This is a genomic window from Bacteroidia bacterium (genome assembly GCA_025056095.1).
Taxonomy (GTDB): Bacteria; Bacteroidota; Bacteroidia; order JANWVE01; family JANWVE01; genus JANWVE01.
The window spans coordinates 1-21,977 of the sequence record JANWVW010000026.1; the positions used below are offsets into that span (position 1 = coordinate 1).

A 21,977-nucleotide genomic window follows, 5' to 3' on the forward strand; every position below is an offset into this window, starting at 1 on the left:
GCGATAGCGTAGCCCGTAGCACGCCGACCTTGTGGGCATGAGCGCAAGCGAAACGCCCACAAGGGCACGCCCAAAAAGTTAAAATAAAATTTAATTTCTTGCACTTTGCGTTTTGCGTCAGAATTTGTCTTTAGTCAAAGACTATACTTTTGTAGTTTGTGGAAAGTATTCTATTTTTGTCAATAATTTGATTGCTCGTAATGCGAAAAAAGCTGCTTCCTTACCTGCTATTAGCTTTGAGTATCATCATAATAGATCAATCTATAAAAGTGTACATCAAAACACATTTTGACATCGGAGAGGAAAGAAAAATAATAGGTAATTTCTTTAAGCTACACTTTATAGAAAACCCTGGAATGGCTTTTGGGATGAGCTTTGGAACAGGTATAGGCAAACTTTTATTATCCTTATTTTCTATATTAGCTGTAGCAGGAATTGTTTATTTTTTGCTATATTCAATAAAAAATAATAAGCCAAAAGGTTTAGCTATAAGTGTGGCATGCATTCTTGGCGGAGCTATCGGTAACATTATTGATCGTGTGTTCTATGACGTTTGGTTTGACAATAGAGGTATAGTTCCCGATGGCAAGCGCGAATACATGTTCGGCGAAGTAGTGGACATGTTTTATTTTGATATATGGCACGGTGAAATAGGAGGTATGTACATTTCGTTGTGGCCCATATTCAATTTTGCAGACTTAGCTATTTCAGTAGGAGTGGTAACTATTCTGGTTTTTCAAAAACGGTTTTTAGGTATAAGAAAAAAGGATGAATCTACAAACGCTCAAATGAATGATAATTCTGACATTCCACTAAACTCTGATGCTTGTTAATCAGCTTTATAGATATATTTTTGGTTAATGTTATAGAATAATTCTGCGTTCGGCAGTATTTTTTTTGATTTTTATCGAAAAGTATGTAACTTTGCGGTTGGCACCATAGTTCAATGGATAGAACAAAGGTTTCCGGAGCCTTCGATGCAAGTTCGAGTCTTGCTGGTGCTACAAACACAGAAATTCTGTCTTACTCTTATACAAAAAACATGATAAGTAACAACTTTTGGACATATTTGATGACAGGGCTGCTCGTGCCTTGTTTTTTTTGCTGTCAAGTTAAGAAACAAGCGCAGAATCAAACTCAACTTACGCATAGAGATAGCGTGGAGCGCGGTCTAAATCGTATTCCTTTAATTCAACAGTCCCAGATATCTTTACAACACTATATGCCTCGAGCTACTTACGATGGGAACTGGCGACTTTTGATACAGGATTTAGCCGAAGCACGTAGAAAAAATAAAGAAGTGATGCAGGAAGCTTCTCAAAGCAACGATCCACAAGCACATTTGCTCGGTGTAGATATGACGCAAGTCATGTCAGCGTACAATAAAAAAATTACTGAAGAGCTTGAAAAGTTAAATGCCGAAGATAGGGCAAAATTTTTTAAGTCATTAGATAGTCTTAACCGCCTGCCTTAATCAACATCAATCTAACCTACTTTTTACATTTGCATTATTTTTGAATTTATACCTTATAGGAGATTGTTTATTGGTATTGGACTATGGCTATAGATATGTTTCCTTTTTTAGTATTTGTAAATGAGCAAGATCCGCTAGAATCCTTTTTTTCAGATACAATTTTTCATGAAGAGGAATCAGAAAAAATGTCAGTAATACCTGACGAAATTCCTATTTTACCTCTACGCAACACTGTACTTATGCCTAACGTTACTCTACCAATTACCGTAGGTAGAGAAAAATCATTACGTTTAGTTAGAGATGTTGAGAAGAATAAGTCTTGGATTGGTGTGGTTTCTCAGAAAAGCGATGTAGAAAATCCAGGTTATGAGCATTTGCATACTGTTGGAACATTATCTAAAATTGTCAGAGTTTTACGTCTTCCCAATGGAAGTACTACCATTATAATAAAAGGGGTACATAGATTTAAGATTGAGGAGTTTACTGCTGATGAACCTTATTTCAAGGCAAAATGCGTTTTGCTCAAAGATGATCCTGTAGAAGAAAAAGAAGCAGCGGCTTTGATGATTAATATCAAAGAAACTGCACATCAAATTATTCAACTTTCACCGAATATTCCTCGTGAAGCTGAGCGGTTTATTGCACAGATTCAGCACTTATCTGTATTGACACACATCATTGCAAACGTTTTGTCCATTCCTGTTGAGGATAAGCAGAAAATGTTAGAAACCAACAACTTGGCTGAACGAGCGAAAATTTTGTTAGTTTTTTTAACTAAAGAATTAGAGGTATTAAAAGTTGCTAATGAAATTCATACCAAAGTTCAAGGGGATATAGAACAGCATCAGAGAGATTTTTATCTACGCCAACAACTTAAGACTATTCAAGAAGAGTTAGGAGAAAATTTTGCTGAAGAGGAAATTGAAAAACTTCGAGAGCGCGGCAAAAAGAAAAAATGGAGTGCAAAAGTCCAAGAGGTATTTGAGAAAGAGCTCAATAAACTTTCGCGTATGAACCCTGCTTCTCCTGATTACACGGTAGTACAAAATTATATTGACACTCTTTTAGAACTTCCTTGGAATGAATACACTAAGGATAAATTCAATCTCAAACAAGCTCGGCTAATATTAGATAAAGACCATTTTGGATTAGAAAAGGTAAAAGAGCGTATTTTAGAATATTTAGCTGTGCTCAAGCTTAAATCTGATATGAAAGCACCAATTTTGTGCTTGTATGGTCCGCCCGGAGTAGGAAAAACTTCGTTAGGGGCATCTATAGCCAAAGCCTTAGGTAGAAAGTTTGTACGAATGTCATTAGGGGGATTACATGATGAAGCTGAAATTCGCGGACATAGGCGCACTTATATTGGTGCTATGCCAGGGCGCATTTTACAAAATATCAAAAAAGCGCAAAGTAGTAATCCTGTATTTATTTTAGATGAGATAGATAAAATTAACAACTCATTTCGGGGCGATCCTTCTTCAGCTCTTTTAGAGGTTTTAGACCCTGAACAAAACCATAGTTTTAACGATAACTATGTAGAATTAGATTATGACCTATCCAAAGTGCTATTTATTGCTACTGCTAACTCTTTGGATAGTATTCAGCCTGCTTTGCGCGATAGAATGGAAGTTATTGAGATCAATGGCTACACATTAGAGGAAAAAATTCAAATTGCGCAAAATCATTTACTTCCTCGCCAAATTAAAGAAAATGGGCTAAAAAAATCTCAAATTAAACTTTCTGATGAATTGATAGCGTATATTATTGAACATCACACTAGGGAATCAGGTGTACGCACGCTTAATCGCTTAATAGGTGCTATGTGTAGGTATGTAGCTAAACATATTGCCGCAGGTGAAAAAATACATGCGAAACTAACCGAAGAAGACGTAATTAAAGCTTTAGGACAACCTCGTTTTGAAAATGATTTATACTACGAAGTAGATATACCTGGCGTAATGGTCGGTTTAGCTTGGACACCTGTAGGGGGCGACATTTTGTTTGTTGAAGTTTCGTTAAGTAAAGGTACAGGAAAACTCTCTATAACTGGGCAATTAGGCGAAGTAATGAAAGAATCAGCAAATGTGGCTTTGGCTTACATACGTACCCACGCAGAAGAGTTGAAAATCCCTCATGAGGACTTTACCAACTATGATATCCATATACACGTTCCTGAAGGGGCTGTACCCAAGGATGGGCCTTCAGCAGGAATTACAATGCTTTGTGCTTTGGTTTCTGCTTTTACTAAGCGTACTGCACGCCCATACGTAGCTATGACAGGAGAAATTACTTTGCGTGGTAAAGTTTTACCCGTTGGGGGAATTAAAGAAAAAATTCTTGCAGCTAAGCGGGCAGGAATTAAAGAAATTATTCTCTGCCATAAAAACAAGCGCGATGTAGAAGAAATTGCACCACATTACCTTGAAGGTTTGACCTTTCATTACGTAGAAACCATGATGCAAGCTATTGAGCTTGCCTTAAAGAAAATTGTTATACCTGCCCCACAAAGCAAAAAAGTATAAGATCAGGTCAATTATCTAACTGTTCAGCAGGTATAAAAAAATTCCTGCTGAACTTCTCTAACTTTTTTTAGGAGTTTTTTGAATGCAGTAGTACTTAGCATCGCCCAAAGATTCTATGATAGCTTCTATGGCTGCTTCCTGTTCAGGGTCATATTCTAATTTTAAGTTTGTGCCAAAGATTCTTGATACACCTTGCCAAAATAAAGCCGTAGGGCTACCTTTCATTTCTTTGATGATATCATAAGCTCGGTGCTTGGTTTGGCGGTGAATAAGTTTAATCAAGATTCTACCTTGATTGATACTTAAATTTTCTATGTCCTCTTGAAACTCTCCAAAAAGACGTTTCTCTTCTCTTTCAATGTACTTTTTACGTTCTTTTTTGTCTGTAATTTTTGCTAAGTCGGCTTCTATAATAGCCATTCTGCGTGCTGCTTCATTAGCATACGGTAAAAGTTTTATCACATTGTATCTTAAACGAGAAAACTCTATGGCTGCTTCTCTGTCAGAGATTCTTTTTTTTGTTGAACCTACCACAAAAATAGTAGGATATGTAATTGTAGGCATACCCTCTTCATCTTTGGGTACTATGAAACCTTCTCCATCTCGCTCCACATAAGTTTGGGCAACAGCATAAGAGAAGTGTGCCAATAGAGCAATGCAAAGAAGGCGTTTTAACATAATTCTTTAATTTACGATACATTTGGACAAAAGTTAAGCCAAATTTACAAAGTGTTGAGATGAAAGTAGAATTTTAGTTAGCTAATGCGTGAGGGGCATGGAGCATGCCGTTAGGCAGTGCGTAGCGCAGCGAAGCACCGAAGCGAAGCGCAGTGCGGAATGCCCCGACCCTTGCGCAGCAAGGGGCACGCCCAAAAAAATCAAATTATCTTTTTAGACCTTAATTCTACATTCAGCGGCGCAGCTTTAACTTGAATAAAAAAAGCAAATTTTTAACCCCATCTTCAAATTTCTTAATTTTCTTCTTTCCGTACCGCTCATAGTAAGGAATATGTACTTCTTTGAAACGAATTTTTCTTTTGAGACACTCTATTTTTATCTCTTCACTTAGCGCCATGCCGTTGCTTTCTAAACGAATCTTGTTCAATACATGCCTATAAAACACCCACATTCCTGACTGCGAGTCTTTAATCTTGCTACCGAATAAAATTTTAGTAACTGTTGAAAGTATCCAATTGCCCAATTTGCTAATCAAATCCATACTTTTGGGATTAGAAAGAGGAAAGCGGCAAGCAGAAATAAATTCTAGTTGTTCGTTCTGTAAAATATGCACTAATCGTTCAATTTCATCGGTAGGATAAGTGCCATCCCCATCCAAAGTAACAATAATATCTGTTTGTACCACAGAAAATCCCCTTTTGTAAGCATATCCATATCCCTGTTGTGTTTCTTTGAATACAGTCGCACCACAGTTTTTGGCAATAATTGCTGTGGCATCGGTAGAATTGTTATCCACAACGATAATTGTATCCACGCTTTTAGGAATACTATTGAGAACTTTTTCTAAACCCTCTTCTTCATTGTAGCATGGTATAATTACCGCTATGGACTGCCCTTGTATCATAAATAAGCCAAAAGTAGTAAAGTTTTTTGTTATGTTTGCATTTGTTATGAAATTATTGCAGGATAAAGTTGCCCTCATTACAGGAGGTACAAGGGGAATAGGCAGGGCAATTGTACTCAAATTTGCGGCACAGGGCGCTCACGTGGTATTTACCTACCGCAGTTCTGTACAACATGCGGAAAGTTTAGTACAAGAAGTACAAGCTATGGGCGTTCAGGCTTTATCTTTTCAATCCGATGCCACAAACACAGCAATGGCAGAAAAAGTAGTAGAAGAAACCTTACAAAAGTTTGGAAAATTGGATATTTTAGTAAATAACGCAGGAATTACTCGCGATACTTTGTTAATGCGTATGAAAGAAAGCGATTGGGATGAGGTTTTAGATACTAACCTCAAATCCGTTTTTAATTTTACCAAAGCTGCCATTAAGCCCATGATTAAACAAAAAGAGGGTGTAATTATTAACATTAGCTCTGTAATTGGAATTATGGGCAACGCAGGACAAGCTAATTACGCGGCTTCAAAAGCAGGTATTATTGGTTTTTCTAAATCGGTGGCAAAAGAATTAGCTTCAAGAAATATCCGCTGTAATGTAATTGCCCCAGGGTGGGTAAAAACTGAAATGACCGAACATTTGCCCCAAAATGTGTTAGACCAAATGTTGAAAATGATCCCTCTAGCTAGACCTGCTGAACCTGAAGAAATTGCCGACTGCGCTGTATTTTTAGCATCAGATATGGCTAAATACATTACTGCACAAGTAATATGCGTAGATGGGGGTATGGTCAGCTAGTTTAAAAAAGTCTATTTTTATTTGATAATGAATTACCTTGACCAATTCCAAATAGAAAAAGAATGGCAAGAATGGCAAAAAAAGCTTAACGCACATTTTTCCCAAGAGCTTTCATTAGAAGGAGTGCTGCTTTTGATTGGTATCAGGGAAATGGGTTGGGGAAAGGTAGAATTAGATAAAGAACTCAAAACCCGCTTGATAGACATAGGAATCTGCACTGTTTTAGCTCAATCAGGATATTTTGTACTACAGGGTAAAGATGAGTTTAATTTTCCTGTTTATGAAGCTAAACAAGCTTTACCTAAGCTTTCTTACAAGGAGCAAGAAGTTCTACTCAAACAGCACATTATTGCCTATCTGAAAAGCATAGATTTCTAAACTTGATTAACGGTCAGAAAGTAAGTTGAACGGTTACATAAAAAGCACGCCCATCAGCAGGTATAATTCCTGGTCCTGGATAAGCATCTGCTCTGCGAGTAAAGTAAGATGCGTTCAGCAAGTTGTTAATACTGAATTCGGCACGCAAACATTTCCACTGATAAAAGAGAGATACATCCACTACTGTATAGGCGGGAATAAGTCCTTCTACGGCTGTAGCAGTACGAATGGCGTTAGTAGCATCAGAAAAGTGCTGCGCAGTGTAAGCATATTGTAAACTTGCACCTATTTCCTTGTATCGTAGAGTATTTCCTAAGCGAACAACTACGGGCGGTACCATTTCCACTTTTTTGTTTTGGATACTTTTGTCTTGCGTACCTACATACCGCGCATCTACAAAAGAAAAATTAGTAAAAATGTTGCACTGCCAAGTTTGAATATTAAACAGTTGTAATATGTTCAATTCTGCGAAGGCTTCCACGCCTTTATTAACGGCATTAGCCACATTTGTACGAAGACGATAATCATTGAACAAAATAGTATCTGTACGTAGCACTTGCCCAATTTTACCTTGGTAGTATAAGTAAAACAAGGTTAGTTCGTAAAAGAAAAAGTTATTTTTGCTTCCCCTTATCCCTATATCCGCTGTATAGCCTTTTTCATCACGGATGTTCGGATCAACTTTCAAGTTTGGATTGTTAATTCGCAGGTCAGAGAAGTTGATAGCCCTATAATTCTGTGAGACATTAGCATAAAATTCTGCCACAGTACTTGCTTTGTAACTCAATCCCAAGCCTGCTAACATAAAATTTCTCTTTCGTTCCGTTTTTTCATAAATTTTTTGCTCTACTAAAATGTTACCTGCACCATCTTTAACGTACAGTTTGTAATAACCTTGGGCAAGCGTGTGAATATATTCCCATCTCAAACCTGGGGTAATGCTTAATTTGGAACTGATGTTAAAGATATTTTCTACAAAAATTGCAATATTGTTGCTCGGAAAAATATAGTCTGAATTCTCCAAGTTATCAGGATTTAAGTATGTAAAGTTAGGATCTTTGCCTGCTGTGCCTAGTCCTTGTTTAGATTTTGTACTTCCCCTGTACATACGTGCCCCTATTAAGAAAGTATGTTTTTGTTGTAATAGAGTATAGTTATGTAAAAGCCGTGTTTCGTTGCCGATATTTTTGAATATTCCTTCAATTACAGTTCGTTCCTTACCAAAATCTATCATGTTAATTCTTTCCAAGTTCCCTACGGCTTTTCGGTTAGCAAACAGACCAAAATTACGGACATTTATTTGAGTGTTTTGATTTATTTTGTACGTAGCATTAAAAGAAGCTAAATTCCAATCTATACTAAACCAATTTCGTTCCCTGAAAGATTGACGAGGATTGATTTGAAAAGCTCTATCGGTTAAGCCCCCTGGCTGTTGGGCAAGGTAAAACATTTTGGTAAGTTCAAGATTGAAAGACAGGCGTGTACAGAGTTGGTAGTTTAATGAAGCAAAAGCATTGTGCGAATAGAAAGTTGAATTAGGTCTGTATCCATCGGAGCGTTTGAATTGATAGTAAGTGTAGTAGCTAAATTTTTGTATAGTGCCCGAGAAACTGCTAAAACTATTCCAAAAGCCCCAAGAACCTGCGGATTGGCGCAGTGTGGCTAAAAGCTTTTTTTCTTTTTCAGGTTGTTTGAAACGGAAGTTTAACATACCACCGAATTGTGTACCGTACTGTAAGGATGCAGCACCGCGGATGATTTCTATTCGTTCCAATGCTTCTGTGGGGGGAGTGTAATAAGCTTCAGGATAGCCTAAGGCATCAGCGGATATATCGTAGCCGTTTTGTCTTACATTAAAGTTAGCCGTTCGGTTAGGACTTAATCCTCTACCGCCGATGCCGAGTTGTAAGCCTGCTTGATCACTTTCCCATACATTCAGACCTGTGATGCGCGCATACACTTGGCGAGGATTATTAGTGGATAGATTTGCGTATATATCATCCAAAACAATCACTTCGGTTTTCTTTCCTTCGTAGATACCGAAATTTTCTACGCTTTTCATCCGTTGCAAGCCAAAGCTTTTTTCTCTTTCTGCTTGAATAGTAATTGCATCGTATTCATTTTCAAGATTTTTCAAAGTAAAGTAGACTATTGTATCTTTTTGTAAGTAGATTTCTTGTTCTAACACACTTTTACCTAGGGCGAAGGCTACAACTGTGTATCTACCTGGCGGTATGTTAGTAATTTTGTAATTCCCTTGTATGTCTGTTTCAGTTTGGTAAGCAGAATTTTTTAATAGAACGTATCCTTGTTCTATTTTTTCATTGTTTTCTGTAATAATTCTACCTGATAAAGTTATTTTTTGGCACCAGCTTATTTTAGTCAAGCACAATAAAGCCAGCCAAAAAATCTCTTTTTTGATGCACATACTTACGTGCAAATATACACAAACTAATCTTATTTAGACAAAGTCTAAATAAGATATTTTAAGAGTGTGCGAATTGATTATATTTTTTTGGGCGTGCCCTTGTGGGCGTTTCGCTGCGCTCATGCCCACAAGGTCGGCGTGCTACGGGCTACGCTATCGCTTCGGTGCTTCGCTTCGCTGCGCACCGTGCTGACGCACGCCCTCCGCATGCCTCACGCATTTTATTCAAATCAACGCACGTGGTTTTTGTTTTTGTATATAATCGGCTAAAAAACTAAAAATAAAAAGTGCCGCGTGCACTTTTTGTAGCTCATTCTATTAAACCGCCTAACCCAAAAGAAATTAAGACTTATTTTTGTAAGAGCAACAATTCGCAAAAAATGCAATCACAGAAACCTAAAAATACAATGAACTTACCTACGCTCTCAGTATTGATTTTAGGAATGAAGCAAAAGTAACCCTTACTTATACCTGAAAATAATTCTACCGCGAGTGAGGTCGTATGGGGAGATCTCTACTTTTACTTTATCGCCAGGAAGAATTTTGATATAATGCAACCGCATCTTTCCAGATATTGTAGCCAAAATGACCAAGTTGTTTTGAAGTTCTACCCTAAACATGGCGTTAGGTAGAGCTTCTATAACTGTTCCATCTTGTACAATTGCTTCTTGTTTAGCCATAAATTGTTACGTTAGTTAGTTGTTCTATTTCTGCAAAAGTAGTTAAAATTTCTGTACGGTCCTCAAAAATAGCTACTGTATGCTCAAATTGTGCGGAGGGTTTTCGGTCTGCGGTAATAACCGTCCATTTATCTTCGGCAATTTCAATTTTATACCCACCAACGTTAACCATAGGTTCTATAGCTAGAACCCAGTTTGCTTGGAACTTTTTGCCATGTCCTTTTTTGCCATAGTTAGGAACATCAGGTGGTTCGTGTAACCTAATTCCTACACCATGCCCTACCATATCTCGTACAACAGAAAAGCCAAAGCTTTCTACGTAGCTTTGCACGGCATAGCCTAAATCACCTAATCTATTTCCTACTTTTACTTGGGCGATGGCACGGTTTAGAGCTTCCTTTGTAACTCGTAAAAGCTTTTCTTTCTCTGCGCTAATTTCACCTACGCCAAATGTATAAGCGGAGTCCCCTACGTACCCATCTAATACAACTCCGCAATCTATGGATATAATATCCCCCTCTTTGAGAATAGTCTTCGCAGACGGAATTCCATGTACTACTACTTCATTGATAGAAGCGCATATACTTCCAGGAAAAGGCGGGGTATCTTTGTCAAAGGTATAGCCTTTGAAAATAGGAATTCCACCGTGATCCCGAATAAAAGTCTCTGCTATTTTGTCTAAATAAAGCGTAGATACACCTGGGCGAATATGTCTTCCTACTTCCGCAATAGCTGCACTTACAAGCTGGCAACTTTTTCTAATTTTCTCTATCTGCTCACTCGTTTTTACAATAGGTTTTTCATCTCTTCTTAGCATAAACTTACTTTTTCGCTATCAACTTAAATTTGAGAAGTTACCATAATTCCTCTCTCTTGGCGCCCCTTCAACCTACCTGACTGCATTAAGCCGTCGTATTTCTTCATTATGAGATAGCTTTCTATCTGTTGTAAAGTGTCTAAAACTACGCCTATCACAATCAAAATGGAAGTACCTCCGTAAAAGTCAGCAAACTGTGCTTGTACGCCACCCATACGGGCAAAAGCAGGTAATATAGCAATAGCGGCTAAAAACAACGAACCTGGTAAAGTAATCCGAGTTAAAATAGCATCTATGTATTCTGCTGTGGCTTTACCTGGTTTAACACCTGGAATAAATCCCCCGTTGCGTTTCATGTCATCGGCCATTTGGATAGGGTTGATGATAATAGCAGTGTAAAAATAAGTGAACACAACAATTAGTAAAGCCAATAAAAAGTTGTATAAAAACGCAGTAGGGTCAGATAAAGCCCTTAGTATTGATGAAGTAGAAGCCGTTTCAGGGAAGAATTGTGCAATAGTGGCGGGAATGTAGATAATAGATTGGGCAAATATAATGGGCATAACGCCTGCTGTGGCAATTTTTAGAGGTATATATTGACGGTTGCCGCCGTACATTTTGTTACCGATAATTCGTTTAGCATATTGTACAGATATTTTGCGTGTACCTTGTGTTAAAAGAATAACAGCCATTATAACCCCAAAGAGTGCAGCCAATTCTAATAAGAACACAATCAGTAAGTTATCTTCTTTGCGAGATAGGAATTCTTGGAATAAAGCAGAAGGTAGCCGAGATATAATACCTATTGCAATGATTAAAGATGCTCCATTTCCAATTCCCTTTTCAGTGATTCGCTCTCCCAAGTACATTACTAAAATTGTTCCTGATGTTAGGCAAATTACGGTAGATATCCAGAATAATCCATCTGAAATGATAATTGCGTTACCTGCTATACTCCTCAAATTAACTACATATCCTGCGGATTGTAAAAATGTTACAAGAACAGTAAGATAACGCGTGTATTGGTTAATTTTTTTTCGCCCATCTTCCTCTCGCTGTAACTTTTGAATATGAGGAATAGCTACTCCTACCAACTGCATAATAATAGATGCAGAAATGTAGGGCATAATTCCCAACGCAAAAACGGAGGCTTTGAAGAAAGAACCTCCTACGAAAAGGTCTAATAGACCTAAGATACCCTCTTTTTGCCCTGCACTTTTGACTCCTGCTTCTAACAAAACAGGATCAATCCCTGGTAAAACAATAAACGAACCCAAACGATAGATAAGTAATAACCCTAGCGTGTATAGGATTCGTTTTTTTAACTCTTCTATCTTAAATATATTCTGAATGGTTGTAATTAAACGCTTCATATATTAAACTTGGGTAGCAGTACCACCTAACTTTTCAATAGCTTCCTTAGCAGATTGACTAAAAGCTTCTGCTCTTACTTCAATTTTAGATTTAAGTTCGCCACGCCCTAGAATCTTGACTAGAGCAGATCGTTTAGAAATTACACCTTTCTGGATAAGGAACTCCTTATCAATGACTGTGATACCTGGATTTTCATCAATCAGTTTTTGCAATACGTCCAAGTTCACTGGGGAGTATTCTTTACGGAATGGATTTTTAAATCCGTATTTTGGAATACGGCGTTGCAAAGGCATTTGTCCGCCCTCAAAACCCCGTTTTTGGGAATATCCCGAACGAGATTTTGCACCTTTATGTCCACGACCTGCTGTATTTCCTAAGCCACTTCCTGGTCCGCGTGCGATACGCTTACGCGACTTGACTGAACCTTTTGCAAATTTTAACGTGTGTAGCTTCATAACCCATTATATTTTTTCTACCTTTACTAAATGAGATACTTTTCTAATAATTCCTTCTATTTGAGGAGTAAGCTCAACTTCTTTGGATTGCCCTCTTTTTTTAATGCCTAAGGCAAGCAAGCTGCGCTCTTGTTTTGAGCTAGCTCCAATTGTACTTCTTACTTGTGTAACTCTTACTTTTACCATAACATTATTCCAATTTTATCCTTTCAATACTTTTGAAGGACTTATACCTCTCTGCTCTGCTATCGTATTAACATCTCTAAGCATTTGCAACGCTTTGATAGTTGCTTTGACTACATTGTGTGGGTTGGATGAGCCTAGTACCTTACATAGCACATCTTTAACACCTACACTTTCTAATACTGCACGCATAGCTCCTCCTGCAATTACGCCTGTTCCTGGTGCAGCAGGGCGAAGTAAAACACGTGTAGCACTGTGTTTGGCGATTACTTCGTGTGGAATTGTGTTTCCAACAATGTTGACCCTTATTAAATTTTTCTTTGCATCTTCTGTACCTTTGGTAATAGCATTAGTAACTTCCGAAGCTTTACCTAAACCATGTCCCACAGTACCATTCCCATCACCTACCACTACAATAGCACTAAAACTAAATCTACGCCCGCCTTTAACTACTTTTGCTACACGACCTACATGCACTAAACGTTCTTTCAGCTCTATTTCGCTAGCCTTGGGTTTTTTAACCTCCGATATGTATTTACCTATTTTTTCGTATGCTTTTTCTGTTGTCATAGTTGAAATTGCAAAATTACTATTTTTTCTGTTGAAGCTAAAATTCTAATCCACCTTCACGCGCTGCTTCGGCTAAGGCTTTAACTCTACCATGGTATAAGAAGCCTCCTCTATCAAACCAAACCTTTGTAATACCTTTTTCCTTTGCACGTTCGGCAATGCGTTTGCCAACTAACTTACTTTTTTCCGTTTTGGTGATTTTTTGCTCTCTTATATCCTTCTCTAAAGAGCAAGCAGCCACTAAAGTTCTACCTTTTGTATCATCAATAATTTGTGCATAAATTTCCGCATTACTCCGAAATACAGACAGCCGTGGGCGCTCTGCACTCACGATTCTGCGCTTTTTGATGCTTTTTTTTATTCTTTCCCTGCGTTTCTCTCTACTTGTAGCCATACTTTTTTAAGTTAATTCCGATAAAATAGATTGCTTTATTATTTTCCTCCTTTGCCTGCAGATTTACCTGCTTTTCTACGCAATACTTCTCCGACAAACTTGATACCTTTTCCTTTGTAAGGCTCAGGTTTGCGGAACGAGCGTATTTTAGCTGCTACATGACCTAGCAACTGTTTATCAATACTCCTGAGTATAATAATTGGATTCTTACCTTTTTCTGAAACAGTTTGTACGCTTACCTCAGGCGGTAGAGCAAAAAATATTGAGTGAGAGTAGCCTAAACTTAGCTCTAATACTCCATCTTTTGCTTCTGCCTTGTAGCCTACGCCAACGAGCTCCATTTGCTTTTCAAACCCCTTAGATACCCCTTCAATCATATTGGCAATCAACACCCTACTTAAACCATGTAGTGCTTTATGACGTTTTTGATCTGTTGGGCGTTCTACTCTCACCTCCCTATTTTCCACTATTACTTTCATATCCGCATCAATTTTCGCGGATAAAGTCCCTTTGCTGCCTTTTACGGTAACTTCATTTGAAGGGCTAACTATTACTTCTACCCCTTGTGGAATAGAAATAGGTCTTTTACCTATACGTGACATAGTTTTTCAATTTTTTAATAAACATAACACAATACTTCACCCCCTACATTAAGTTCGCGAGCTTGTTTGTCAGTGATGATTCCTTTGGGCGTAGAAAGTATGGCTATACCCATACCATTGAGAATACGAGGTAAGTCCTTGACCGAAGAGTACTTTCTTAGTCCAGGCTTACTTACACGTACTATTGCATGAATAGCAGGAACTTTCGTTTGGGGATGATAACGAAGTGCTATTTTCAAAATATTTTGTGGTTTATTTTCTACTACCTTATAGTTGAGAATATAACCATTTTCTTTTAGTACCTTAACAATTGCTACTTTTAGCTTTGAGGAAGGAACTTCCACAAAGCGATGACCTGCCATGACGGCATTCCGAATACGAGTTAATAAGTCTGCAATTTTATCTGTGCTCATATATGATTTGATTTTCTACCAACTTGCTTTTGTTACTCCAGGGATTTTACCATTCAAAGCTAGCTCACGAAACATATTTCTGCATAAGCCAAATCTGCGAAGATACCCGCGAGGGCGCCCCGTGAGCTTACACCGGTTTCTCAAACGAACAGGAGATGCATTTCGGGGAAGTTTAGCTAATGCAATCGCAGCTTCTACATCCCCTTTTCTGACACGCTCTTTTAAAGCAGCTCTGCGTGCAGCATACTTAGCTACCATTCTTTCTCTTTTACGCTCACGCGCTTTTATGCTCTCTTTTGCCATAGTCTACTCCTTTGCCATGCTTTTGAAAGGTAAACCTAATTCTTTTAGTAATTGAAAAGCTTCCTCATCTTTTTTAGCAGAGGTTACAAAAGTAATGTCCATACCTGCAATTTTGCTAATTTTATCCACGTTAATTTCAGGAAAAATAATCTGCTCTTTAATTCCTAACGTATAGTTTCCTCGGCCATCAAAACCTTTTTCATCTATTCCTTTGAAATCTCTCACACGAGGTAAAGCTATCGTAATCAAACGATCTAAAAATTCGTACATTCTATCTCCACGAAGTGTAACTTTGCATCCAATAGGAATGTTTTTGCGTAGCTTAAAATTAGAAATATCTTTTTTAGAGCGAGTAGGTACTGCTTTTTGCCCTGTAATTTTAGCAAACTCCTCAAGTGCAGCGTCTATTAACTTTTTATCCGAAGTAGCTTCACCTATCCCTCTATTTAGCACAATTTTTTCCAATCTTGGAACCTGCATTGGATTTTTATATCCAAAATGCTTCATCAAAGCAGGAACTACTCTCTCTCTGTATTCTTTTTTTAGTCTGGGTTGATACATAAGCTAATTCTCCTTCCTTCTTATTTTATTTTCTATCAGGTATAATTTCCCCACTTTTCTTTGCATAACGTACGTATCTTTCTACTCCATTTTTATCGGTAATCAGCTTGCGCCCTATACGAGTAGGTTTTCCTGTCTTAGGGTCAATCAATTGTAGTTTAGAAATGTGAATATAGTCGTTAAATTCTATAATTCCGCCATTCGGATACTTTTGGCTTTGTTTTACATGCTTGTATCTAACATTCAGACCATCTACAATTGCCCTTTGGCGCTTAGGATCTACTTCTAGTACAGTGCCTATTTTACCCTTGATAGCATAGCTACCACTTAATACTTTGACTGTATCGCCTTTGCGAATATGTAGTTTATTTTGTTTGTTATATTTTCTTCTTGACATGACGTTCTCCTTTCTATAAAACTTCTGGCGCTAATGAAATAATCCGTGAAAATTCTTTTTCTCTCAATTCACGAGCTACGGGACCAAAAATTCGCGTACCGCGAGGCTCTTTTTGATTGTTGATAATCACTACGGCGTTATCATCAAAGCGAATATATGAGCCATCTTTACGGCGAATAGGATGCTTAGTCCGAACTACTACTGCTTTAACTATATCGTGCATTTTCACTGTGCCATTGGGTAGCGCGTCTTTTACCGTAGCTACTATGATATCTCCCACAGAAGCATAGCGCCTTTTTGAACCGCCTAATACTCGAATACAAAGTACTTCTTTTGCCCCTGTGTTGTCTGCTACAACTAATCTAGACTCTTGCTGTATCATATATGCTCCTTTCTAATCAGAGTTTGCTTTTTATTACTTACTTAGCTTTTTCTATGATTTCTACCAAACGCCACCTTTTTCTGCGAGAAAGGGGGCGTGTTTCCATAATTTTGACAGTATCGCCAATTCCAGCAATATTGTTTTCATCGTGTGCCATGAACTTTTTGGAGCGCGTTACGGTCTTTTCGTACTTAGGGTGCCTTACTCTCCGTTCCGTAAGTACAACAATACTCTTGTTCCCCGCAATACTTACTACTTTGCCGATACGTTCTTTTCTAGAGTTTCTTTGTATTTTAGGTTTATCTTGATTTTCCATAATTTATATCTTTATGCCGATTGACTTTTTTCTTTTTCAGTGATAATAGTGAGCATCTGTGCGATTTCTTTGCGTATCTTTTTAAAGTCTGATGTTTTTTCTATCCCCATAAGAGCGTGGTCAATTTTCATCTTATTAAGAAGACGTTTATGCTCTTCAACTTTGCTGCGCAATTCTTCTATTTTCATTTCTCTCATTTCGGATACTTTCATAGCTGTTGTCCTCCTTCTACATAATCAGGTCTTACCACAAACTTGGTTTTAATAGGTAGTTTTGCCGCAGCTAATCTAAAAGCTTCTTTAGCTACTTCCGTAGGAACGCCATCTATCTCAAACATGATTCGCCCTGGTTTGACTACTGCAACCCAATGGTCTAACGAACCTTTACCTTTACCCATGCGTACTTCTGCGGGCTTAGCGGTTATGGGCTTGTCAGGAAATATCAATATCCATACTTTTCCATCGCGTTTCATGTAACGCGTCATTGCAATACGTGCCGCTTCTATTTGACGTGCTGTAATACGCGCAGGTTCTAACGCCTTTAGCCCAAAGCTACCAAAGGAAATTTTTGTACCTCTCGTCGCATTTCCTTTGATGGGCATCTTATGCTGCTTCCGATATTTCGTTCTTTTTGGCTGTAACATCTTTGGTCTACATTATTTTTTATCTTCTGAAAAGGTATCCAAAAAGGGACTGCAAAGTTACAGCAAAAGTCTACTTGTGTCAAGTTGTTTATAATTTTTGTGCCTAAAATTCATAAACAATCTTTGAAAAAACACTACTTTTGAAAACTTTTTTCAAGTTCAACTATGAAAAAAATACATCTCTTTTTGATAGTATTAGGAATTCTACAGTGTTTCGTAGCCTGCACACCAAGATTGTTAGTTACACAAGCTACCGTGCAAGACTGTTATTTTTCAAACGTTGCTTTTAAACAAGACTCAATTCAAAAATCTGCTAAAACCTTCACAGATACCACAGGATATTCAGCAGTAATCAAACAACGTTTTTCGCAAAATGTGATAGACATTGCAAAAGACGTAGATGTGTATGAACTTTTGTATGAGTTTGCTACCGCAGAAAAGAATAATCAAAAAGAGGAATTATATCAAATATATGCTAAAATTCAACAACGAATATCTTTAGCTCAATTACAAATTTCTAGCGTATTATCAGAATTGAACTGTGAAGTAAATCGTACTCTGGAAGCCCAAAAAGCATTGCAAGAATGGGTAAGTAAGAAAAATAATCAACTAACGGTGTATTCCATTTTTTTAGGTAGTCTTACGGACTTAATGGGAATTATTTCACAAGGAAATACTTTTGTAGCTGCTCGTGAAAATACTTTTACAGCTGTCATGGTCGCACTGGCCACATATTACAGCATAAGAACTCTCATAATGAATAAAAAGACACTTTTAGAACACCCAAGAAACCACATACAAGACATTTTTAATAAACCTGAAAAGAGTAAAATTTACCTACCAGTAGTCTGGAACTTTCTCAGTAAACCGTATTACGATGAGAATAAAAGCTTGATTACAGAGTTAGAACTCATTCAGAAAGAATGGCAAAAATATGGTTATCCTGAAAATCCAAGTAGCAAAAAATATGCTCAAAAAATCAACCTGTTTAAATCAGACAAAGGCGGCTACACCTCGGAGGATTTAGAGATTAGAGTAGAAATGCTCAAAATTATCATTCAAGAAATCAACACTATAAACTATGACTTAGAGCAGCTTCAACATGAAATTCTACTACATTAAAATTTTTTAGCCTAAAACTTATCCCATAGTTTGACTTGGTACTTTAAATAGTTTTTTATTTATCTTTGTACAGCTATGACTAATCGCAGGGACTTTCTAAAAAAAGGTACTATTGCCACCGTGGTAGGTACAACCCTACTAACCTCCTTCGTAGAAAGTGCAGAAGCCAAAATTCTTTCCGAAGATGAACCCACCGTAATTGATGATTCAGGTAAATTCACTCTTCCAAAACTCCCTTATGCTTACACAGACATGGAACCTAATATTGACGCAGAAACAATGGAAATTCATCACACTAAACACCATCAAGCTTATGTAGATGGTTTGAATAAAGCAGAAGAAGAGCTCAAAAAAGCCCGAGAGAGTAACGATTTTGCTTTAGTAAAGCATTGGAGCAGAGAAGCTGCTTTTCACGGTGCAGGACATTTTTTACATACCTTATTTTGGTTTGGTTTAGCCCCCACAAAAACCGCAAAACCTACGCCTTCAGGTAATTTACTCAAAGCCATAGAAAAGGACTTCGGTACATTTGATAAATTCAAAGCTCACTTTATTGCCGCAGCTAATGCCGTAGAATCCAATGGTTGGGGAATTTTGGTCTACCAGCCTTTTGGCAAAAAATTAGCTATATTGCAAGCAGAAAAACACCAAAACTTATCTCAAATGCAAGCTATCCCTCTTCTTTGTATTGATGTATGGGAACATGCATACTACCTCAAATATCGTAACAAACGTAAAGACTATGTAACTAACTTCTTTAACATTATCAATTGGGACGTAGTAGAGCGCAGATTAGAAAGAGCAAAAAAATTTTAATTCTCCACACATGCAAAACCGATTTTTATTTATTTGGCTATTTGTATGTGTTTCTATATTCGTACAAGCAAGCAATGACAAAGGTATAGCAGGAGCAAGAATAATTGGCTTAGCAGGAGCAAACACAGCTATTCGCAAAGAAATATGGGCAGGCTACAACAATCCTGCGGCAATTGCAGGGATAGATAGGTATACTTTCGCAGCAGGTTTTGAACGCAGGTTTTTATTGCAAGAATTACAGTACGCCCACTTAGCTTATGCTATTCCTGTGCAAAAAGCTGCTTTGATAGGTACGGCATCTACTTTTGGTTTTGATTTATACAGGGAAACCTCTGCAAGCATAGGTTATGCTAGAACCTTTTATGAAAGATATCACGCAGGGGCAAGCTTTCAAATTCATAATACAGCTATCGGTGAAAATTATGGTAGCGCGTATGCTTACACGTTCCAGGTAGGCACACAGGTCAGCTTATCTGAAAAACTTACCTTAGGCGCAGATGTATACAATCTTACTCGTAGCAGTATTGGCAGACAGTTCAAGGAACGGATACCTACTGTATACAGCTTAGGCGTAGCTTATCAGCCCAATAAGCAGTGTTTGATTGTACTTATGATAGATAAAGACGTTAACTTCCAACCGCGCTGGCGGGGCGGAATAGAATATATTTTTTTCAAAACAATTGCTGCTCGGCTTGGGGCTTCTACGAATCCTGACATGCTATACGCAGGACTAGGCTTTACACACAAAGGTTTTGGACTAGATTTTGCCATGAGCTATCACACTTACTTAGGTTTTACCCCAAACCTTTCCCTTCGTCTAGAAATTAACCGAAAAATAAAAGAAACTACCACATTAGCCAAATAATTCTGCTTCTTGTTAACAAAAATTCTACCTTCAATCTTTCAAAAAATTGTATTTTGCAAGCCGTTTCATAAAACAACTATGGAACTACAAGAAGAAATAGAAGGCAAAGTAGTTTTACTCAGCTTTATAGGAAGTTTTTTAGGTGAAACCGAAGGCGTAATTGTAGTTGATGCCGTTAACGATTATCTCGCAGATGGTTACACAGATTTTGTAATTGACATGCACCAGTTAGAACACATTAACAGTGCAGGGCTAAGCGTTTTAATCAACGTCAATGATAAAATTAAAAAAGCACAAGGAACACTTACCCTAACCCAAATGAACGAAAGAGTTCATAAGCTATTCAAAATAACAAAGTTAGATACTGTGTTTAATATCCAAAACTCAACCAAAGAGGTAATCAAAAAACTCAACGAATGAAAAAATCCGTAGATATTGTTTTGGGGCTGCAATGGGGCGATGAAGGTAAAGGTAAGGTAGTAGATGTTATCGCACCGAACTATGACATTATTGCCCGCTTCCAAGGCGGACCTAACGCAGGGCATACCATAGTCTTTAATAATCAAAAGTATGTTTTACACACAATTCCTTCGGGCATTTTTCATGAAAACATTACTTGTGTTATCGGAAATGGGCTAGTTATAGACCTGATAACCTTGCAGCAGGAAATTGAAAAATTGGTCAGTGATGGTATTCCTGTTCAAAAACGGTTGATTATCAGTGATAAAGCTCATTTAATTCTACCTACTCATAAGGCTTTGGACAGTGCATACGAACAAGCCAAAGGAACGAAAAAAATAGGTTCTACTCTAAGGGGAATTAGTCCTACTTATCAGGATAAAATTGGGCGCAATGGGTTACGCGTAGGGGATATTCTTTTATCCGATTTCAAAGACCGATACTATGCAATTACCGCTTATCATTACAAAATTTTGGAGCAGTACGAACATTCTATTGAAGGCATAGAAGCGCATCATAAAAAATTTTTTGAAGCTGTTGAGTTCATTCGGCAATTTGATATACAAGACACAGCCCTGTATCTCAATCAAGCTATACAGAGCAACAAAAAGATATTAGCAGAGGGTGCGCAAGGTTCATTGTTAGACATTGATTTTGGTTCATATCCTTATGTAACTAGCTCTAATACTACTGCTGCGGGGGCATGTACAGGCTTAGGCATTCCCCCAAGCACCGTAAATGAAGTGTATGGTGTATTCAAAGCTTATTGCACGCGGGTAGGCAGTGGACCTTTTCCCACAGAATTAGATAATGAAATAGGTGAACGCATTCGCGTAAAAGGAAATGAATACGGTTCTACTACAGGGAGAAAACGCCGTACAGGCTGGTTGGACATTCCTGCTCTCAACTATGCCATTATGTTAAGTGGCGTTACTCAACTCATTCAAACGAAGGCTGATGTATTATCCGATTTAGATGAAATTTTGATATGTGTAGGTTATTTGTATCAAGGTAAGCAAATAGACTATTTACCTTACAATTTGCAAGAAAAAATTATCCCTCAATACATTACCGTACCTGGATGGAAGCAAGATATAAGTCAGTGTAGAAGTGTAGATGAGCTTCCTACTGCTTTTACGCACTTTATAGACACTATTAGCCGATACTTGACTGTACCTATACGATATGTTTCGTTAGGTCCAGATAGAAGCCAGTTTTTGTGTTTGTGTAAATAAGTTTTTTAATTATTTAATTTTTTTGGGCGTGCCCTTGCCCACACTTCGCTTATGCTTGTGTGGGCAAGGTCGGCGTGCTTCGGGCTACGCTCACGCTTCGGTGCTACGCTTCGCTACGCACTGGGCTAACGCCCACCCTCCGCATGCCTCACGCAATCAAATCAAAACAAACTTTCAAAAAAAATTGAAAACATCCAATTACTCAAAAAA

General features: G+C 37.8%; 31 protein-coding genes and 1 tRNA gene. 13 read left to right on the forward strand and 19 right to left on the reverse strand.

Annotated elements, in window-relative coordinates; translation table 11 throughout:
- Positions 1-200: 200 nt before the first annotated feature.
- The 4 genes from NZ519_03630 (at position 201) to lon (ending at position 3,999) form a co-directional block, all read left to right on the forward strand.
- On the forward strand, positions 201-833 hold the full coding sequence (locus tag NZ519_03630; GenBank protein MCS7027833.1) for a signal peptidase II: 633 nt from the start codon (positions 201-203) through the stop codon (positions 831-833).
- Between the two features lie 99 nt (positions 834-932).
- A tRNA-Arg gene (locus NZ519_03635) sits at positions 933-1,004 on the forward strand.
- 38 nt (positions 1,005-1,042) lie between these two features.
- The gene (locus NZ519_03640) at positions 1,043-1,474 is read left to right on the forward strand and encodes a hypothetical protein (GenBank protein MCS7027834.1); all 432 of its coding nucleotides are present in this window, start codon (positions 1,043-1,045) and stop codon (positions 1,472-1,474) included.
- 83 nt (positions 1,475-1,557) lie between these two features.
- Entirely contained in the window at positions 1,558-3,999 is a 2,442-nt protein-coding gene (lon, locus tag NZ519_03645) for an endopeptidase La (GenBank protein MCS7027835.1), read from the forward strand.
- 57 nt (positions 4,000-4,056) lie between these two features.
- On the opposite strand, the gene NZ519_03650 is transcribed toward lon, so the two are convergent.
- Both NZ519_03650 and NZ519_03655 read right to left on the reverse strand, forming a co-directional pair.
- Positions 4,057-4,647 (reverse strand): DUF4294 domain-containing protein, encoded by a 591-nt coding sequence (locus NZ519_03650; GenBank protein ID MCS7027836.1) that lies wholly within the window; start codon positions 4,645-4,647, stop codon positions 4,057-4,059.
- A gap of 262 nt (positions 4,648-4,909) precedes the next feature.
- Entirely contained in the window at positions 4,910-5,581 is a 672-nt protein-coding gene (locus tag NZ519_03655; protein ID MCS7027837.1) for a glycosyltransferase family 2 protein, read from the reverse strand.
- Between the two features lie 46 nt (positions 5,582-5,627).
- Here NZ519_03655 and fabG point away from each other — a divergent pair, with 46 nt between their 5' ends.
- Positions 5,628-6,374, forward strand: coding sequence for a 3-oxoacyl-[acyl-carrier-protein] reductase (gene fabG / locus NZ519_03660; protein ID MCS7027838.1), 747 nt, complete (start codon positions 5,628-5,630; stop codon positions 6,372-6,374).
- A 27-nt stretch (positions 6,375-6,401) separates the two neighbouring features.
- Positions 6,402-6,752: a hypothetical protein gene (locus tag NZ519_03665; GenBank protein ID MCS7027839.1), complete on the forward strand. Its 351-nt coding sequence runs from the start codon at positions 6,402-6,404 to the stop codon at positions 6,750-6,752.
- 13 nt (positions 6,753-6,765) lie between these two features.
- On the opposite strand, the gene NZ519_03670 is transcribed toward NZ519_03665, so the two are convergent.
- A complete protein-coding gene (locus NZ519_03670) occupies positions 6,766-9,180 on the reverse strand; it encodes a TonB-dependent receptor (GenBank protein MCS7027840.1) in 2,415 nt (804 codons plus the stop codon).
- A gap of 101 nt (positions 9,181-9,281) precedes the next feature.
- On the opposite strand from NZ519_03670, the gene NZ519_03675 reads away from it, so the two are divergent.
- A complete protein-coding gene (locus NZ519_03675) occupies positions 9,282-9,458 on the forward strand; it encodes a hypothetical protein (protein ID MCS7027841.1) in 177 nt (58 codons plus the stop codon).
- Between the two features lie 183 nt (positions 9,459-9,641).
- Here the strand turns inward: NZ519_03675 and infA are convergent, their stop codons facing one another.
- The 16 genes from infA to rplP all read right to left on the reverse strand — a co-directional run bounded on the left by infA (position 9,642) and on the right by rplP (position 17,270).
- A complete protein-coding gene (gene infA / locus NZ519_03680; GenBank protein MCS7027842.1) occupies positions 9,642-9,860 on the reverse strand; it encodes a translation initiation factor IF-1 in 219 nt (72 codons plus the stop codon).
- Positions 9,853-10,677, reverse strand: a complete 825-nt coding sequence (gene map / locus NZ519_03685) for a type I methionyl aminopeptidase (protein MCS7027843.1) — start codon at positions 10,675-10,677, stop codon at positions 9,853-9,855. Before map ends, infA begins: the two co-directional genes overlap by 8 nt.
- Positions 10,678-10,700: 23 nt before the next feature.
- Complete coding sequence (gene secY / locus NZ519_03690; protein MCS7027844.1) at positions 10,701-12,050, reverse strand: preprotein translocase subunit SecY; 1,350 nt, start codon at positions 12,048-12,050, stop codon at positions 10,701-10,703.
- 3 nt (positions 12,051-12,053) lie between these two features.
- On the reverse strand, positions 12,054-12,506 hold the full coding sequence (rplO, locus tag NZ519_03695; protein ID MCS7027845.1) for a 50S ribosomal protein L15: 453 nt from the start codon (positions 12,504-12,506) through the stop codon (positions 12,054-12,056).
- A 6-nt stretch (positions 12,507-12,512) separates the two neighbouring features.
- Complete coding sequence (rpmD, locus tag NZ519_03700) at positions 12,513-12,692, reverse strand: 50S ribosomal protein L30 (protein ID MCS7027846.1); 180 nt, start codon at positions 12,690-12,692, stop codon at positions 12,513-12,515.
- A gap of 15 nt (positions 12,693-12,707) precedes the next feature.
- Positions 12,708-13,220, reverse strand: a complete 513-nt coding sequence (gene rpsE / locus NZ519_03705; protein MCS7027847.1) for a 30S ribosomal protein S5 — start codon at positions 13,218-13,220, stop codon at positions 12,708-12,710.
- Between the two features lie 76 nt (positions 13,221-13,296).
- Positions 13,297-13,653, reverse strand: a complete 357-nt coding sequence (rplR, locus tag NZ519_03710) for a 50S ribosomal protein L18 (protein ID MCS7027848.1) — start codon at positions 13,651-13,653, stop codon at positions 13,297-13,299.
- Between the two features lie 38 nt (positions 13,654-13,691).
- Positions 13,692-14,255: a 50S ribosomal protein L6 gene (rplF, locus tag NZ519_03715; GenBank protein MCS7027849.1), complete on the reverse strand. Its 564-nt coding sequence runs from the start codon at positions 14,253-14,255 to the stop codon at positions 13,692-13,694.
- Positions 14,256-14,269: 14 nt separating this feature from the next.
- Positions 14,270-14,668, reverse strand: a complete 399-nt coding sequence (gene rpsH, locus NZ519_03720) for a 30S ribosomal protein S8 (protein MCS7027850.1) — start codon at positions 14,666-14,668, stop codon at positions 14,270-14,272.
- 15 nt (positions 14,669-14,683) lie between these two features.
- A complete protein-coding gene (rpsN, locus tag NZ519_03725) occupies positions 14,684-14,971 on the reverse strand; it encodes a 30S ribosomal protein S14 (GenBank protein MCS7027851.1) in 288 nt (95 codons plus the stop codon).
- A gap of 3 nt (positions 14,972-14,974) precedes the next feature.
- A complete protein-coding gene (rplE, locus tag NZ519_03730; GenBank protein MCS7027852.1) occupies positions 14,975-15,532 on the reverse strand; it encodes a 50S ribosomal protein L5 in 558 nt (185 codons plus the stop codon).
- Positions 15,533-15,557: 25 nt separating this feature from the next.
- Positions 15,558-15,929 carry a 50S ribosomal protein L24 gene (gene rplX, locus NZ519_03735; GenBank protein ID MCS7027853.1) on the reverse strand — a complete coding sequence of 124 codons (372 nt, stop codon included), beginning with the start codon at positions 15,927-15,929 and terminating at the stop codon, positions 15,558-15,560.
- A gap of 13 nt (positions 15,930-15,942) precedes the next feature.
- Complete coding sequence (rplN, locus tag NZ519_03740) at positions 15,943-16,311, reverse strand: 50S ribosomal protein L14 (GenBank protein ID MCS7027854.1); 369 nt, start codon at positions 16,309-16,311, stop codon at positions 15,943-15,945.
- A 37-nt stretch (positions 16,312-16,348) separates the two neighbouring features.
- On the reverse strand, positions 16,349-16,627 hold the full coding sequence (rpsQ, locus tag NZ519_03745) for a 30S ribosomal protein S17 (protein ID MCS7027855.1): 279 nt from the start codon (positions 16,625-16,627) through the stop codon (positions 16,349-16,351).
- An 11-nt stretch (positions 16,628-16,638) separates the two neighbouring features.
- The gene (rpmC, locus tag NZ519_03750) at positions 16,639-16,824 is read right to left on the reverse strand and encodes a 50S ribosomal protein L29 (protein MCS7027856.1); all 186 of its coding nucleotides are present in this window, start codon (positions 16,822-16,824) and stop codon (positions 16,639-16,641) included.
- 11 nt (positions 16,825-16,835) lie between these two features.
- Positions 16,836-17,270: a 50S ribosomal protein L16 gene (gene rplP / locus NZ519_03755; GenBank protein MCS7027857.1), complete on the reverse strand. Its 435-nt coding sequence runs from the start codon at positions 17,268-17,270 to the stop codon at positions 16,836-16,838.
- A 165-nt stretch (positions 17,271-17,435) separates the two neighbouring features.
- On the opposite strand from rplP, the gene NZ519_03760 reads away from it, so the two are divergent.
- The 6 genes from NZ519_03760 to NZ519_03785 all read left to right on the forward strand — a co-directional run.
- Positions 17,436-18,392: a hypothetical protein gene (locus NZ519_03760; protein ID MCS7027858.1), complete on the forward strand. Its 957-nt coding sequence runs from the start codon at positions 17,436-17,438 to the stop codon at positions 18,390-18,392.
- A 75-nt stretch (positions 18,393-18,467) separates the two neighbouring features.
- Complete coding sequence (locus NZ519_03765; GenBank protein MCS7027859.1) at positions 18,468-19,208, forward strand: superoxide dismutase; 741 nt, start codon at positions 18,468-18,470, stop codon at positions 19,206-19,208.
- 10 nt (positions 19,209-19,218) lie between these two features.
- Positions 19,219-20,073, forward strand: a complete 855-nt coding sequence (locus NZ519_03770; GenBank protein MCS7027860.1) for a hypothetical protein — start codon at positions 19,219-19,221, stop codon at positions 20,071-20,073.
- A 9-nt stretch (positions 20,074-20,082) separates the two neighbouring features.
- A complete protein-coding gene (locus NZ519_03775; GenBank protein MCS7027861.1) occupies positions 20,083-20,493 on the forward strand; it encodes an STAS domain-containing protein in 411 nt (136 codons plus the stop codon).
- Positions 20,490-21,767 (forward strand): adenylosuccinate synthase, encoded by a 1,278-nt coding sequence (locus NZ519_03780; protein ID MCS7027862.1) that lies wholly within the window; start codon positions 20,490-20,492, stop codon positions 21,765-21,767. The genes NZ519_03775 and NZ519_03780 overlap by 4 nt, the downstream gene beginning before the upstream one ends.
- A gap of 22 nt (positions 21,768-21,789) precedes the next feature.
- Positions 21,790-21,977: hypothetical protein (locus NZ519_03785; GenBank protein MCS7027863.1), on the forward strand; the 188-nt coding region annotated here is incomplete at its 3' end.

What these genes read in the sequence shown, in the direction of transcription:
- NZ519_03630 (MCS7027833.1), top strand. Translation starts at nt 201, where the DNA reads ATGCGAAAAAAGCTGCTTCCTTACCTGCTATTAGCTTTGAGTATCATC.
- NZ519_03640 (MCS7027834.1), top strand. Translation starts at nt 1,043, where the DNA reads ATGATAAGTAACAACTTTTGGACATATTTGATGACAGGGCTGCTCGTG.
- lon (MCS7027835.1), top strand. Translation starts at nt 1,558, where the DNA reads ATGGCTATAGATATGTTTCCTTTTTTAGTATTTGTAAATGAGCAAGAT.
- NZ519_03655 (MCS7027837.1), bottom strand. Translation starts at nt 5,581, where the DNA reads ATGATACAAGGGCAGTCCATAGCGGTAATTATACCATGCTACAATGAA.
- fabG (MCS7027838.1), top strand. Translation starts at nt 5,628, where the DNA reads ATGAAATTATTGCAGGATAAAGTTGCCCTCATTACAGGAGGTACAAGG.
- NZ519_03665 (MCS7027839.1), top strand. Translation starts at nt 6,402, where the DNA reads ATGAATTACCTTGACCAATTCCAAATAGAAAAAGAATGGCAAGAATGG.
- NZ519_03670 (MCS7027840.1), bottom strand. Translation starts at nt 9,180, where the DNA reads ATGTGCATCAAAAAAGAGATTTTTTGGCTGGCTTTATTGTGCTTGACT.
- infA (MCS7027842.1), bottom strand. Translation starts at nt 9,860, where the DNA reads ATGGCTAAACAAGAAGCAATTGTACAAGATGGAACAGTTATAGAAGCT.
- map (MCS7027843.1), bottom strand. Translation starts at nt 10,677, where the DNA reads ATGCTAAGAAGAGATGAAAAACCTATTGTAAAAACGAGTGAGCAGATA.
- secY (MCS7027844.1), bottom strand. Translation starts at nt 12,050, where the DNA reads ATGAAGCGTTTAATTACAACCATTCAGAATATATTTAAGATAGAAGAG.
- rplO (MCS7027845.1), bottom strand. Translation starts at nt 12,506, where the DNA reads ATGAAGCTACACACGTTAAAATTTGCAAAAGGTTCAGTCAAGTCGCGT.
- rpmD (MCS7027846.1), bottom strand. Translation starts at nt 12,692, where the DNA reads ATGGTAAAAGTAAGAGTTACACAAGTAAGAAGTACAATTGGAGCTAGC.
- rplR (MCS7027848.1), bottom strand. Translation starts at nt 13,653, where the DNA reads ATGGCTACAAGTAGAGAGAAACGCAGGGAAAGAATAAAAAAAAGCATC.
- rplF (MCS7027849.1), bottom strand. Translation starts at nt 14,255, where the DNA reads ATGTCACGTATAGGTAAAAGACCTATTTCTATTCCACAAGGGGTAGAA.
- rpsH (MCS7027850.1), bottom strand. Translation starts at nt 14,668, where the DNA reads ATGAGCACAGATAAAATTGCAGACTTATTAACTCGTATTCGGAATGCC.
- rpsN (MCS7027851.1), bottom strand. Translation starts at nt 14,971, where the DNA reads ATGGCAAAAGAGAGCATAAAAGCGCGTGAGCGTAAAAGAGAAAGAATG.
- rplE (MCS7027852.1), bottom strand. Translation starts at nt 15,532, where the DNA reads ATGTATCAACCCAGACTAAAAAAAGAATACAGAGAGAGAGTAGTTCCT.
- rplX (MCS7027853.1), bottom strand. Translation starts at nt 15,929, where the DNA reads ATGTCAAGAAGAAAATATAACAAACAAAATAAACTACATATTCGCAAA.
- rplN (MCS7027854.1), bottom strand. Translation starts at nt 16,311, where the DNA reads ATGATACAGCAAGAGTCTAGATTAGTTGTAGCAGACAACACAGGGGCA.
- rpsQ (MCS7027855.1), bottom strand. Translation starts at nt 16,627, where the DNA reads ATGGAAAATCAAGATAAACCTAAAATACAAAGAAACTCTAGAAAAGAA.
- rpmC (MCS7027856.1), bottom strand. Translation starts at nt 16,824, where the DNA reads ATGAGAGAAATGAAAATAGAAGAATTGCGCAGCAAAGTTGAAGAGCAT.
- rplP (MCS7027857.1), bottom strand. Translation starts at nt 17,270, where the DNA reads ATGTTACAGCCAAAAAGAACGAAATATCGGAAGCAGCATAAGATGCCC.
- NZ519_03760 (MCS7027858.1), top strand. Translation starts at nt 17,436, where the DNA reads ATGAAAAAAATACATCTCTTTTTGATAGTATTAGGAATTCTACAGTGT.
- NZ519_03765 (MCS7027859.1), top strand. Translation starts at nt 18,468, where the DNA reads ATGACTAATCGCAGGGACTTTCTAAAAAAAGGTACTATTGCCACCGTG.
- NZ519_03770 (MCS7027860.1), top strand. Translation starts at nt 19,219, where the DNA reads ATGCAAAACCGATTTTTATTTATTTGGCTATTTGTATGTGTTTCTATA.
- NZ519_03780 (MCS7027862.1), top strand. Translation starts at nt 20,490, where the DNA reads ATGAAAAAATCCGTAGATATTGTTTTGGGGCTGCAATGGGGCGATGAA.